The organism is Burkholderia stagnalis (assembly GCF_039848545.1).
Lineage (GTDB): Bacteria > Pseudomonadota > Gammaproteobacteria > Burkholderiales > Burkholderiaceae > Burkholderia > Burkholderia stagnalis.
This window is the reverse complement of sequence record NZ_CP156685.1, coordinates 1,675,486-1,688,977: the sequence shown is the minus strand read 5'-3', so window position 1 is coordinate 1,688,977 and position 13,492 is coordinate 1,675,486. Positions and strand designations below refer to the sequence as shown.

Sequence of the window (13,492 nt, the reverse complement as noted above, 5' to 3'; positions counted from 1 at the left end):
CGGAACGGCGTGACGGCAAACCGCGATTATGTCCGATCGCGGCGGCATGCGCGGGGGCCCGCGCATGCCGCGCTGCGCGCCTACGGCTCCAGATGCAGTTCCTGGATCTTGCGCGTGATCGTGTTGCGGCCGATGCCGAGCCGCTCGGCCGCCTCGACCTTGCGGCCGCGCGTGAAGTCGAGCGCCTCGCGGATCACCGCGGCCTCGAAGCGGCGCGCGAGCTCGTCCATCACGTCGGCCGAGTTCTCGCGCAGCAGGCGCGCGACTTCGGTGCGCAGCCCGTGCTCCCACATCGGATAGCCGGCTGGCGCGCTGTTCGGCGCAGCGACGACAGGCGCGCCCGTCAGGCCGGCGGCCGGCGACAACGCGGGGGCGTCGCCGCCCGCCGCGTGCGCCTCGGCGCCGTCGGCCGCCACGGCGACGGCCGCGCCGGACGGCACGAGATCGGGCGGCAGATCCTTGATCTCGACCGTCTGCGCGGGCGCCATCACGGTCAGCCAGTTCGCGAGGTTCTCGAGCTGCCGCACGTTGCCGGGGAACGGCAGCGACGTCAGGTACGCGAGCGCCTCGTCGGACACGCGCTTCGGCTCGACGCCGAGATCGCGCGCGCTCTTCTGCAGGAAGTGGCGCGTGAGCAGCGGGATGTCTTCGCTGCGTTCGCGCAGCGGCGGCAGGCGCAGCCGGATCACGTTGAGGCGGTGATACAAGTCCTCGCGGAACAGCCCCTGGCGCACGCGCGACTCGAGGTTCTGGTGCGTCGCCGCGATCACGCGCACGTTCGCGCGCAGCGGGCTGTGGCCGCCGACGCGGTAGAACTGGCCGTCCGACAGCACGCGCAGCAGGCGCGTCTGCAGGTCGAACGGCATGTCGCCGATTTCGTCGAGGAACAGCGTGCCGTTCTCGGCCTGCTCGAAGCGGCCCTGGCGCGTGGTCTGCGCGCCGGTGAACGCGCCGCGCTCGTGGCCGAACAGCTCGGATTCGAGCAGGTCCTTCGGGATCGCCGCGGTGTTCAGCGCGATGAACGGCCCGTTCGCGCGCGGGCTGTGACGGTGCAGCGCGCGGGCGACGAGCTCCTTGCCGGTGCCCGACTCGCCGGTGATCAGCACGGTCGCGGCCGAATGCGACAGGCGGCCGATCGCGCGGAACATGTCCTGCATCGCCGGCGCCTGGCCGAGCATCTCGGGCGCCTCGGCCACGCGATCGTCCTCGGGCACGCCGCCGCGCAGGCTCTCCTCCACCGCGCGACGGATCAGCTCGACGGCCTTGTCGACGTCGAACGGCTTCGCGAGATATTCGAACGCGCCGCCCTGGAACGCCGCGACGGCGCTGTCCAGATCCGAGAACGCGGTCATGATGATCACGGGCAGGCCCGGCATCCGGTCGTGCATCGCCTGCAGCAGCTCGAGGCCCGAGCCGCCCGGCATCCGGATGTCGGACACCAGCACCTGCGGCGTCTCGTGATCGAGCGCGCCGAGCGCGTCGCGCACGTTGGCGAAACTCTTCGTCGCGAAGCTGTCGCGGGCGAGCGCCTTTTCGAGCACCCAGCGGATCGATTGGTCGTCGTCTACTATCCAGATCGGCTTCATAGGTCGGTCAGATATCTCGGTGAATCGCGGTGTCGCCGCTCAATGATCGAGCGGCAGCAAAATCTGAAATTCGGTACGACCGGGCCGGCTTTCGACCTCGATCATCCCGTCGTGCTGCTGCACGAACGTCTGCGCGAGCGTGAGGCCGAGGCCGCTGCCGTCCTCGCGCCCCGATACGAGCGGATAGAAGATCCGGTCGCGGATCTCGTCCGGAATGCCGGGCCCGTTGTCGATCACATGCAAGTCCAGTGCCAGCTTGCACAGGCGCTTCGCGATCGTGATCTTGCGCGCGACCCGCGTGCGCAATTCGATGCGCGCGTCGCCCTGCGCGATCCGCTCGCGCAGCGCCTGCGCCGCATTGCGCACGATGTTCAGCAGCGCCTGGATCAGTTGCTCCTTGTCGCCGCGCAGGTCCGGCACGCTGACGTCGTAGTCGCGCTCGATCGACAGCCCGCGCGGGAATTCGGCCAGCATCACGGCGCGCACGCGCTCGCACACTTCGTGGATGTTCACGTCGCCGACGATGTGCGGATGCCGGTGCGGCTCGAGCAATCGATCGACGAGCGTCTGCAGGCGGTCGGATTCCTTGATGATCACCTGCGTGTATTCGCGCAGCTCGCCGCGCTCGCGCTCGCCCAGCTCGAATTCGAGCAGTTGCGCGGCGCCGCGGATCCCGCCGAGCGGGTTCTTGATCTCGTGCGCGAGGTTGCGGATCAGCTGCTTGTTGACCGCGGTGAGGTCGTGGATGCGCTCCTCGCGGTCGGTGCGCGACTGGCGCTCGTTCTCGAACAGCTCGACGAGCACGAAATCCTGCGCGCTCTCGAGAAAGCCGACGATCGCGTGCACGTGCAGCGGCTCGCGGCCGGGCCGGTCGAGCACGGTGTCGAGGTGCGTCGCGTGAAAGCGCTCCTCGCCGATCGCGGTGATCGTCGACGCGAGCTCGTTCGCGTTCGGGAAGATCTCGCCCCACGGCCGCTGCGCGAGCTGCCGGCGCGAGATGTCGAGCATCGCCTCCGCGGACGGATTCGCGAACGCGATCTTCAGCGTCTTGCGGTCGAGCACCAGCACGACCGTCGGCAACGCCTCGAGGCCGGCGAGCAGCCCCGAGCGCGCGAGCCGCTCGTCATCCGTCAGACGCTCAGGCTGCCCCGTCTTCGCCTTGATCAGATTCTTCAGAACCATCGTGCGTGGGTGTCGTGCAGAAAGTGTGAAATGCGCGGAACAAAAAGGGGACGGCTGGGCGCCGTCCCCTTTTCAGAATCCGCTGCCTGCGCCGGGAGTTGCGCGGCGCAGGCAAACCGGTGTGCGGCGCTTCGCCCGCTGAAGCGTCGAAGCGCCATCGCCGCTTACAGCGAGTAGTACATCTCGAACTCGATCGGATGCGTCGTCATGCGGAACTTCGCCAGTTCCTGTTCCTTCAGCGCGAGGTACGCATCGATCATGCCGTCCGTGAACACGCCGCCGCGCGTCAGGAACTCGCGATCCTTGTCGAGCGCTTCGAGCGCCTGGTCGAGGCCCGCGCAGACGGTCGGGATCTTTGCATCCTCTTCCGGCGGCAGGTCGTACAGGTTCTTGTCGGCGGCTTCGCCCGGATGGATCTTGTTCTGGATCCCGTCGAGGCCGGCCATCATCAGCGCCGTGAAGCACAGGTACGGGTTCGCCATCGGGTCCGGGAAGCGCGTTTCGATGCGGCGGCCCTTCGGGTTCGACACGTGCGGAATGCGGATCGATGCCGAACGGTTGCGTGCCGAGTAGGCGAGCTTGACCGGTGCCTCGAAGTGCGGAACCAGGCGCTTGTACGAGTTCGTCGTGGGGTTCGTGATCGCGTTCAGCGCGCGAGCGTGCTTGATGATGCCGCCGATGTAGAACAGCGCCAGTTCCGACAGGCCGGCATAGCCGTTGCCCGCGAACAGGTTCTGGCCGTCCTTCCAGATCGACTGGTGAACGTGCATGCCCGAACCGTTGTCGCCGACGACCGGCTTCGGCATGAACGTCGCCGTCTTGCCGTACGAGTGCGCGACGTTGTGGATGATGTACTTCGACCACTGCGTCCAGTCGGCGCGCTGCACGAGCGTCGAGAACTTCGTGCCGATTTCGTTCTGGCCCTGGCCCGCCACTTCGTGGTGGTGCACTTCGACCGGGATGCCGAGCTGTTCGAGCAGCAGGCACATTTCCGAACGCATGTCCTGGAACGTGTCGACCGGCGCGACCGGGAAGTAGCCGCCCTTCGTGCCCGGACGGTGGCCCGTGTTGCCGCCTTCGAATTCCTTGCCGGCCGACCACGGCGCTTCTTCCGAGTTGATCTTCACGAAGCAGCCCGACATGTCCGTGTTCCACTGGACCGAGTCGAAAATGAAGAATTCCGGCTCCGGACCGAAGTACGCGGTGTCGCCGATGCCCGTGCTCTTCAGGTACGCTTCGCCGCGCTTCGCGAGCGAACGCGGATCGCGCTCGTAGCCCTTGCCGTCGGCCGGCTCGACCACGTCGCAGGTCAGCACCAGCGTCGATTCTTCGTAGAACGGGTCGACGAACGCAGCGCTCGGATCCGGCATGAGCAGCATGTCCGACGCCTCGATGCCCTTCCAGCCCGCGATCGACGAACCGTCGAATGCATGGCCGCTTTCGAACTTGTCTTCGTCAAACGCCGAAACCGGCACCGACACGTGCTGTTCCTTGCCGCGCGTATCCGTGAAGCGGAAATCGACAAACTTGACGTCCTCGTCCTTCACGAGCTGCATGACGTCGGCGACGGTTTTACTCATAACCTCTTCTCCTGATTGAACAATTCCGGCGGACTGGGAACCGCCTCGTTTATCGAGCTGCTCGGGGTCAGGCTTTGGCGCAGCGCGCCCCGATTCGACCGAATTCTATATAGCAGCTTCCGTGCCATGTTCGCGCAAGACGGGCGCAATTCGCGCCGGGCTCGCCACGACGGGGCTTCGCCGCGCGATTTCGGGGCTTCGCGCGGCGCGGCCGATTCGCCGAAAGCACCTCGATGGTGCAATTCCCGTCGTCAGGCATTTGGAAGGAACCACACTGGTGCATCTGCGTCATTCTGCACCTTTTTGGTGAGCGCGTGCGCGGTGCATGCACGGCACGGCGCCCGGCCGTCGCGCGGCACACGGCGCGCTAGAATGTTCGTTTGATCGATACGGAGACCTCCTGCCATGAGTACGCTCGAACAGCTTCACGCGAAGGCCGACGAACGCCGCGCGCAAGGCTCGCTGACCTACGCCGGCGCGCTGCTGCCGGCCGAAGCATTCGAACTGCTGCAGCTCGACCCGTCGGCGCGTCTCGTGGACGTGCGCACCCGCGCCGAACTGGACTGGGTCGGCCGCCCGCTGGTCGGCGACGGCCAGTACCTGCATCTCGAATGGACTCGCTACCCCGGCGGCGTGCCGAACGCCGAATTCGTCAGCGAGCTGAAAGCGGCGATCGAACCCGGCGCGCCGGTGCTGTTCCTCTGCCGCAGCGCTGCACGCTCGAAGCTCGCCGCGGTCGCCGCCGCGCAGGCCGGTTTCACGAAGGCGTTCGACCTGCTCGAAGGCTTCGAGGGCGCGAAGGACGCCGAGGGCCACCGCAAGACGGTCGACGGCTGGTGCTTCCGCAAGCTGCCGTGGATCGGCGCGTAACGGCGCCCATGCGCCGCCGCCCGCCCCGCCTGCGTCATCGTCGAGCCGGGCGATGACACCCCGATGACGGGCCGCCTTGCGCGGCCCGTTGCTTTTCCGGCGGCCGGCGCTCAGGCGCGCGACGCGTCGGGCTCGACGATGTCGCCGCCGAGCAGATGCACGCCTTCGCGCAGCTTCACGAACGCGGCCGCGACCGCCTCCGGCTCGCCCTTCACGCCGAGGTCGATGTGGCGGCGCGCGTAGATCCCGCCCCGCTCCGCATCGCCGACGCTCGGCAGGCTGAACACCCGCACGCCCGGGAAGTCGCGCTCGATCTTCTCCATCAGCGGCGTGAGCGTCGATTCCGGCAGCTCGAACACGTACAGCGAGCGCTCCGCGTGCGGCGTCGCGTGGTGCAGGTGCGCGTAGCGCGTGTCGAGCACCCATTCGATCATCGGCCACGCCATCACCGGAAAGCCCGGCACGAAGTGGAGGTCGCCGACGGAGAAGCCCGGAATCCGGTTGTAGCCGTTCGGAATGATCGTCGCGCCGCGCGGGAACACGCCCATGTTGAGCCGGTGCTGGTTCTCGGGCGAATCGAAGTCGACCGGCCGGTCGGGGTCGGTGTGCGTCTCGCGGATCCGCTCCTGGATCAGCAGCTTCGCGTCCGGATGCAGCTCGAGCGGCACGCCGAGCGCCGCGGCCGCGCATTGCCGCGTATGGTCGTCAGGCGTCGCGCCGATGCCGCCCGTCGAGAACACGATGTCGCCCGACGCGTGCGCGCGCGCGAGCGTCGCGGTGATCCGCGCGGGATCGTCGCCGACGTACTCGGCCCAGTCGAGCGCGAGGCCGCGCGCGCCGAGCAGCGCGATGACCTTCGTCAGATGCTTGTCCTGCCGGCGGCCCGAAAGGATTTCGTCGCCGATGATGATGATGCCGATACTCATGCCTGCCCCATGTCGATTGTGGTGGCGCGCGGCGTCGCGCGCAGGGTTTCGAGCGCGCGCAGGCAGTAATGGCCGAACCACAGCGCCGAAAACACCAGAATGAATGCATAAACCCAGATCATCGCCGCCGCGACGAACGGAAACAGCACCATCATCCAGACCGACGACACCCAGATGAAGGTGGGCACCGTGCCGAGCAGCCCGGTGGCGATGCCGATGCCGATCAGCGGCCAGCGATGCTGCCGCACGAGCGCCCGGCGTTCGTCGCGGCTCGCATGCAGCGCGAGCGCGTCGTAGGTCATCATCCGGTACGTGAGCCAGCCGAAGATCACCGGCGGCAGCAGCCCGAAGAACGGCGGGATCAGCCACAGCGGCAGCGTGACGACGAGCACCACGATACTGGCGAACGACGCCCACAGCGAATTGAGCATGCTGCCGACGAACGTACCGCCCCGCTTCATCTCGAGCGCGGCGAACTGGCGGTTCGACAGGTGCTTGACCACGACCGGCATCGAAATCGTCGCGATCAGCAGCAGCACGGTCAGCACGATCAGCGGAATCGCCAGCGCCACGACGACGAACGGCGCGACGACCGCGTGCAGCTGCGACATGCCGATCACGTCGAACACCCGGTACAGCGCCGACGTCAGCGCGAAGCCGTCGAGCGCGCCGCGCGCGGCGTCGATCAGCGTCTGCCACGAGAACCACAGCAGGATGCCCCAGAACGCGGCGGAGACGACGAACGGCATCAGGGTGAGCCAGAGCATGCGCGGGTGCAGCGCGCCCGCGAATGCCCGGACGAAGGAACGCAGCAAGTCGTTCATGCGGGCCTGTGTCGACGGAGAAAAACGGGGAAAGGATAAACCACGCGGCCCGCATGCGCCAAAGCGCATGCGGGCCGCGGATCGGATCGGTTCAAGCCGGGGTCGGTCAGGCGGACGCCGCCGTGCCGCGCTTGGCCGGGAACAGGCGGCGGAAGATCCGCACGAACGCGAGGCCGTGCTGCGCCCAGAAGCCTTCGCCGTAGTTCACGCCCTCCACCTGCTCGCGGATGCCGGTCGGCTCGACCGTGCGGTTCCACGACGCGGTGCCGAACATCATGTCCCACCACGGGAACAGCACGCCGAAGTTGCAGCCGTACTTCGTGCCTTCGTGGCCGTAGCCGACCGCGTGGTGGCGCCGGTGGAAGATCGGGCTGACGAGCAGGCGCTCGCCGAGCCAGCCGTACGACAGCCGCGCATTCGTATGCTGGATGCTCTGCAAGAAGTTCGTGACCGCGGTCAGCACGACGAACTGCGACGGCGTCACGCCGATCACGAGCGCGATCGCCGCGAAGAAGCACGACTGGATCACGTCGTCGAGCAGGTGGTTGCGGTCGTCGCACCACAGCGACATCTGCCGCTGGCTGTGATGCACCGCGTGCAGTTCCCACCAGATGCCGAACTTGTGCTGCCAGCGGTGATACCAGTAGCCGGCGAAGTCGAGCACGACGAGGTAGATCGCGAACGCGACGATCGGCTGCGAGCTCACGCCCGGCCACAGATAGTCGAGGTTGACGTTCGCAACGCCGTGCAGGCGCAGCCACGCCTGGAAGTTGTCGAACACCGGCTGCAGCGCGAAGAAGAAGAACAGCGTGTAGATGCCGAGCTTCGAGATCGCCGTATAGATCACGTCGACCCGCACCGCGCGGCGGTTCTTCCAGCGCTCGACGGGCGCAAGCGCCTCGAGCGGGCGCAGCAGCGCGAACATCAACACCATCTGCAGCGCGCCGACGATCACCCAGTAGAGCGCGTCGTAGGTGTCCTCGTCATAGTCCATCATGTTGAACTTGAAGAGGAGCGGCTGCACGACGTCGACGTACAGCCAGGTCTGGATGTCCGACACGAACGCGTCGATCAGGTGCAGCATCGTTCGCCCCCGCCCGTCACGCGCCGTTCGCCGCCTTCCACGGCGCACGGTCGTAGAAATAGATCCCGTGCGGCGAGCGGCCGACGGCGATCGTCTGCACCAGCTTGCGCGATGCAAGATCGATGATCCCGACCTTCTTCGCGAAGCGGAACGTCACCCACAGCGTCTTCTTGTCGGCCGACAGCTCCATGTCGTCCGGGCCCGGCAGCAGGCCCGTGATGTCGCCGACGTTGGTGAGCGTGTTCTCGTCGATGATGCTGATCGTGTTCGCGACCCGGTTCGTGATCGCGACGTGCGTGCCGTCCGCGAGCGAGCGGAAGTTGTGCGCGCCCTTGCCGGTCTGGATCGTCTTCACGACCTTCTGGTTGCGCCAGTCGACGACCGCGACGTAGTCGGCGCCCGTCATGCCGACGAGCAGGTACTTGTCGTCCGGCGTGAGCCACAGGCCCGCCGGCACCTTGCCGACCGGCATCTTCCACTTGACCGTCTGCGTCGCGAGGTCGATCGCCGCGATTTCGCCGGACACCTGCAGCGACACGAGCACCGTCTTGCTGTCCTTGGTGAACGCGAGGTGGCTCGGCATCACCGCGAGCGGCACGCGCTTCGCGATCTTCACGTCGCGGCCGTCGTAGCTGTAGATGTCGAGGCGATCGAGGCGCAGCCCGGTCGACACGAACCACTTGTGATCGGGCGAGAAGCCGAGCTGGTAAGGATCCTCGATTCCTTCGACCGTGCGTTGCAGCTTGCCCGTCTTGGGATCGACGAACATCAGGCTGTTCGAGACCGAATTCGCGACGATCAGCGACCCGTTGTCGGGCGTCGCCATCAGGTGATGCGGCTCCTTGCCCGTCGGCATCGTGCCGACGACCTGGCGGCTCTGCTGGTCGATCAGGGACAGGGTGGCTTCCGCGGAATTGAGAACGATGACGTTATTCGCGTGGGCGGCGGGCGCCAGCACGGCTGCGGCCAGCGCGAGCGTGCGGCCGAGGGAAAGGAAAGTGCGCATGAAGACTCACGTCGTAGAACAACCGTCATTGTAGAACGGACGAACCGCCCCGCCGGTTGACGGGAACGCGGATTGCGCCACTTCGACGCATGGCCGGCACGATCCGTTCCCGGCGTTTGTCTCAAAATTTGCGCACCGCCTAGCGCTGCATCGACTCCCAGACCTTATACAGCCGCTTGACCGACACCGGCATCGGCGTGCGCAACTCCTGCGCGAACAGCGAGATCCGCAATTCCTCGAGCAGCCAGCGGAATTCGGCGAGGCGCGCATCGGCGACGCCGCCGCGCTGCGACACCGCACGCTGGTACTGCTGCACGAGCGGCAGCAGCTCGGCCTGCTGCTTCGCATCGCGGGCCGGGTCGGCCTTGAGCTTGTCGATGCGCAGCGCGATGCCCTTCAGGTAGCGCGGGAAATGCGCAAGCTGAACGTAAGGCGTGTCGATCACGAAGCGCTTGCCCACCAGCGCCGACAGCTGCTGCTGCAGGTCGGCGTGCACGGCCGCGAACGGCTTCGCCTGCGCGAGCTTCTTCGCGAGCCCCGCGTATTCGGCGAGGATCTGCCCGACGAGCCGCGCGATCTCCTGCGCGAGCAGGTTCAGGCGGCTCCTGCCCTCGTCGCGGCGCGCGTGGAAGCTCGCGTCGTCGTCGGGCAGCGGCTCCTGCAGGCACGCGCGGTCGAGCGCCGTGTCGATCAGCTGGTCGCGCAGCTCGTCCTGCGTGCCGAGCGACATGTATTGCATCGCCATCTCGCGCAGGCCCGGCAGGTTCTTCTCCAGGAACTTGATCGGCTCCTTCAGCTGCAGCGCGAACAGACGGCGCAGCCCCGCGCGATGGATGCGCGCGGCCTCCTCCGGCGAATCGAACACCTCGACGTCGCAATGCGTGGCGCGGTCGACGAGCGCCGGGTAGCCGTACAGCGTCTGCCCGCGCCGGCGGATCTCCAGCAGCTCGGGCAGCTTGCCGAAGTTCCACGTCGTCAGGTTCTCGTACAGCGCGGTCGCGCCCGTATCCGCCGGCGTGGCGGTATGCGGCGGCGCGCCCTTCGCGCCCTTGCCGGCGCCCTGCGCCTGCGCAACGGAAAGTGCGCCGGACGTGGCCGCCTCGGCGTCGCCGCCGGCCGCGATCGTCGACGCCGCGGCGATCTTCTGGAACTGCTGCTGCGCCTGCGCGCCGAGCTCCTGGCGAAGCTGGGCGAGATTGCGCCCCATCGCGAGCTGGCGGCCGTGCTCGTCGATCACCTTGAAGTTCATGAAAAGGTGTGCAGCCAGCGTCTCGAGCTTGAAGTCGCTCGTCTTCATCATCACCTGCGTCTGCGCGCGCACGTCGGCGATCAGCGCCTCGACGAGCCCGCCCGCACCGAAGCGTTCGCGCCCCATGCGTTCGACGAAGCCCGCCGCATACTCGGGCAGCGGCACGCAATGGCGGCGCAGCTTCTGCGGCAGCGATTTCAACAGCAGCTGCACCTTCTCCTTCAGCATCCCCGGCACGAGCCACTCGCAGCGGCGCGCGTCGACCTGGTTCAGCGCATAGAGCGGCACCGCGAGCGTCACGCCGTCGCGCGGCGCGCCGGGCTCGAAGTGGTACGTGAGCGCCATCTCGACGCCCGCCATCGTCGCGCGCTTCGGGAACAGCTCGGTCGTCACGCCCGCCGCCTCGTGGCGCATCAGGTCGTCGCGCGACAGGTACAGCAGGCGCAGCTTGTCCTCCGGCTGGCCGCTCTTTTTCACCTCGTCGCGATACCAGCGCTCGAACGCGGCGCCCGTGTGGATCCCGTCCGGAATCGCCTGGTCGTAGAACGCGTGGATCAGCTCGTCGTCGACCAGCACGTCCTGCCGGCGCGACTTGTGCTCGAGCTGCTCGATGTCGGCGAGCAGCTTGCGGTTGTGCGCGAAGAACGCGAGCTTCGTGTCGAACTCGCCGTCCACCAGCGCGCCGCGGATGAACAGCTCGCGCGCGCGCGCCGGATCCTGTTTGCCGAACGCGACGCGCCGCCGGTGGTACACCGGCAGCCCGTACAGCGTCGCGCGCTCGAACGCGCTCACCTGCGCCGGGCGCTTCTCCCAGTGCGGCTCGGACAGCGATTTCTTCAGCAGGTGCGCGCCGACCTTCTCGATCCACTCGGGTTCGATCTTCGCGAGGCAGCGCGCATACAGCCGGCTCGTCTCGACCAGCTCGGCCGCCATTACCCAGCGCCCCGCCTTCTTCGCGAGCACCGAGCCCGGCCACAGGAAGAACTTGATCCCGCGCGCGCCGAGGTAATGCGGCTCGTCGTCGGCCTTCAGCCCGAGGTTGCCGAGCAGGCCCGTCATCAGGGCCAGATGCACCTGTTCGTAGGTCGCCTCGACCTCGTTCAGCCGCCAGCCGTGCTCGCGCACGACGGTCAGCAGCTGCGAATGGACGTCGCGCCATTCGCGCAGGCGCAGGTGCGACAGGAAGTTCTGCCGGCATGCGTCGATGAGTTGGCGGTTCGACTTCTTGTGCGCGACCGCTTCCTCGAACCACGCCCAGATCTTCAGCCACTGCAGGAATTCCGAGCGCTCGTCGGCGAACCGGCGATGCGCCTGGTCGGCCTGCTCCTGCGCTTCGCTCGGCCGGTCGCGCGGGTCCTGCACGGACAGCGCGCTCGCGATGATCAGCACCTCGCGCAGCGACTGCTGGTCGCGCGCGCCGAGGATCATCCGGCCGACCCGCGGATCGAGCGGCAGGCGCGCGAGCTCGCGGCCGAGCGGCGTCAGCGCGTTGTCGTCGTCGACCGCGCCGAGCTCGTTCAGCAGTTGATAGCCGTCCGCGATCGCGCGGCCCGGCGGCGGCTCGAGGAACGGAAACGATTCGATCGCCGTCAGGTGCAGCGACTTCATCCGCAGGATCACCGACGCAAGCGACGCGCGCAGGATCTCCGGATCGGTGAAGCGCGCCCGCGCCTGATAGTCGGTTTCCTCGTACAGGCGGATGCAGATGCCGTCCGCGACCCGGCCGCAGCGGCCCGCGCGCTGGTTCGCGGCGGCCTGCGAGATCGACTCGACCTGCAGCTGCTCGACCTTGTTCCGGTACGAATAGCGCTTCACGCGCGCGAGGCCCGTGTCGACCACGTAGCGGATGCCGGGCACCGTCAGCGAGGTTTCGGCGACGTTCGTCGCGAGCACGATGCGGCGCGCGTTCGACGCCTTGAACACCTTGTCCTGCTCGGCCGCGGACAGGCGCGCGAACAGCGGCAGGATCTCCGTGTGCGGCGGGTGATGCTTGCGCAGCGCCTCGGCCGCGTCGCGAATCTCGCGCTCGCCGGGCAGGAACACCAGCACGTCGCCGGGGCCTTCGCGGCACAGCTCGTCGACCGCGTCGACGATCGCGTCCATCAGGTCGCGCTCGGCCTCGCGCGCGGTCTTCACGCGGTCGCGGCTCGCCGTGCCCTCGGCGTTCTTCACGGCCGGGCGGTCCTCGGCCACCGGGCGGTAGCGCATCTCGACCGGATACAGGCGGCCGCTCACCTCGATCACCGGCGCGGGCCGTTCGTCGCTGCCGAAATGGCGCGCGAAGCGGTCGGCGTCGATCGTCGCGGACGTGACGATCAGCTTCAGGTCCGGCCGCTTCGGCAGGATCTGCTTCAGGTAGCCGAGCAGGAAGTCGATGTTCAGGCTGCGCTCGTGCGCCTCGTCGATGATCAGCGTGTCGTACGCCTTCAGCAGCGGGTCGGTCTGCGTCTCGGCGAGCAGGATGCCGTCCGTCATCAGCTTGACGGACGCGCCCGGCGCGAGATTGTCGGTGAAGCGCACCTTGTAGCCGACCACTTCGCCGAACGGCGTGCCGAGCTCCTCGGCGATGCGGCGGCCGGTGGACGACGCGGCGAGCCGGCGCGGCTGCGTGTGGCCGATCAGGCCCGTGCCGCCCGCGCCGAGGCCGCGGCCGAGTTCGAGGCAGATTTTCGGCAGCTGGGTGGTCTTGCCCGAGCCCGTCTCGCCGCAGACGATGACAACCTGGTGACCGGCGATCGCGCGCGCGATTTCGTCGCGCTTGCCCGACACCGGCAGGCTTTCCGGGAACGTGATCGGCGGGACGGGATTCGGCGGGACGGCCGCGCGCGGCCCGCGCTCGCGGCGCGGTGCGCGCGCGTCCGGCGCGGCATTCTGCGCGGCGTGCTGGCGCGGCTCGTTGCGCCGTTCGTCGCCGCGCGGCGCGCGCGGCGGCTTGCCCTGCTGCTGGCGCGGCGGTTGGTCCGCTTGCTGGCCCGGTCGCTCGCCCGCTTGCTGGCCGGCTTGCTTGCCCGCTTGCTGGCCGGGTCGCTCGCCCGCTCGCTCGCCCGATTGCTGGCCGGGCTGCCGGCCCGCTTGCTGGCGCGCGCCGGCCGCCCCATCCGGGTGCGGGCCCGACGGCGCGTTGGCCCGCGTCGGCGCGGGACTTTTAGGTACATTCGACATGGGGGCGCATTATAATCCCGCCC

At 68.1% G+C, this 13,492-nt stretch carries 9 protein-coding genes; 1 reads left to right on the top strand and 8 read right to left on the bottom strand.

The window, feature by feature from the left end; all coding sequences use genetic code 11:
• Positions 1-80 precede the first annotated feature (80 nt).
• From ntrC to glnA, 3 genes are all read right to left on the bottom strand, one after another.
• Entirely contained in the window at positions 81-1,586 is a 1,506-nt protein-coding gene (gene ntrC, locus ABFO07_RS07960) for a nitrogen regulation protein NR(I) (RefSeq protein WP_059878961.1), read from the bottom strand.
• Positions 1,587-1,625: 39 nt separating this feature from the next.
• Positions 1,626-2,768, bottom strand: a complete 1,143-nt coding sequence (glnL, locus tag ABFO07_RS07955; protein WP_059567560.1) for a nitrogen regulation protein NR(II) — start codon at positions 2,766-2,768, stop codon at positions 1,626-1,628.
• A gap of 164 nt (positions 2,769-2,932) precedes the next feature.
• Positions 2,933-4,348: a type I glutamate--ammonia ligase gene (gene glnA, locus ABFO07_RS07950; RefSeq protein WP_017331833.1), complete on the bottom strand. Its 1,416-nt coding sequence runs from the start codon at positions 4,346-4,348 to the stop codon at positions 2,933-2,935.
• 405 nt (positions 4,349-4,753) lie between these two features.
• Between glnA and ABFO07_RS07945 the strand changes: the two genes are divergently transcribed.
• Positions 4,754-5,218, top strand: a complete 465-nt coding sequence (locus ABFO07_RS07945) for a rhodanese-like domain-containing protein (protein ID WP_059567562.1) — start codon at positions 4,754-4,756, stop codon at positions 5,216-5,218.
• 110 nt (positions 5,219-5,328) lie between these two features.
• On the opposite strand, the gene ABFO07_RS07940 is transcribed toward ABFO07_RS07945, so the two are convergent.
• From ABFO07_RS07940 to hrpA, 5 genes are all read right to left on the bottom strand, one after another.
• Complete coding sequence (locus ABFO07_RS07940) at positions 5,329-6,144, bottom strand: competence/damage-inducible protein A (protein ID WP_059809729.1); 816 nt, start codon at positions 6,142-6,144, stop codon at positions 5,329-5,331.
• Positions 6,141-6,968, bottom strand: coding sequence for an EI24 domain-containing protein (locus tag ABFO07_RS07935; RefSeq protein WP_059567566.1), 828 nt, complete (start codon positions 6,966-6,968; stop codon positions 6,141-6,143). The genes ABFO07_RS07940 and ABFO07_RS07935 overlap by 4 nt, the downstream gene beginning before the upstream one ends.
• A gap of 106 nt (positions 6,969-7,074) precedes the next feature.
• Positions 7,075-8,052, bottom strand: a complete 978-nt coding sequence (locus ABFO07_RS07930) for a sterol desaturase family protein (protein WP_059809731.1) — start codon at positions 8,050-8,052, stop codon at positions 7,075-7,077.
• Between the two features lie 16 nt (positions 8,053-8,068).
• On the bottom strand, positions 8,069-9,058 hold the full coding sequence (locus ABFO07_RS07925; protein ID WP_059878951.1) for a beta-propeller fold lactonase family protein: 990 nt from the start codon (positions 9,056-9,058) through the stop codon (positions 8,069-8,071).
• A gap of 139 nt (positions 9,059-9,197) precedes the next feature.
• Entirely contained in the window at positions 9,198-13,469 is a 4,272-nt protein-coding gene (gene hrpA / locus ABFO07_RS07920) for an ATP-dependent RNA helicase HrpA (protein ID WP_124491702.1), read from the bottom strand.
• Positions 13,470-13,492: the final 23 nt, after the last annotated feature.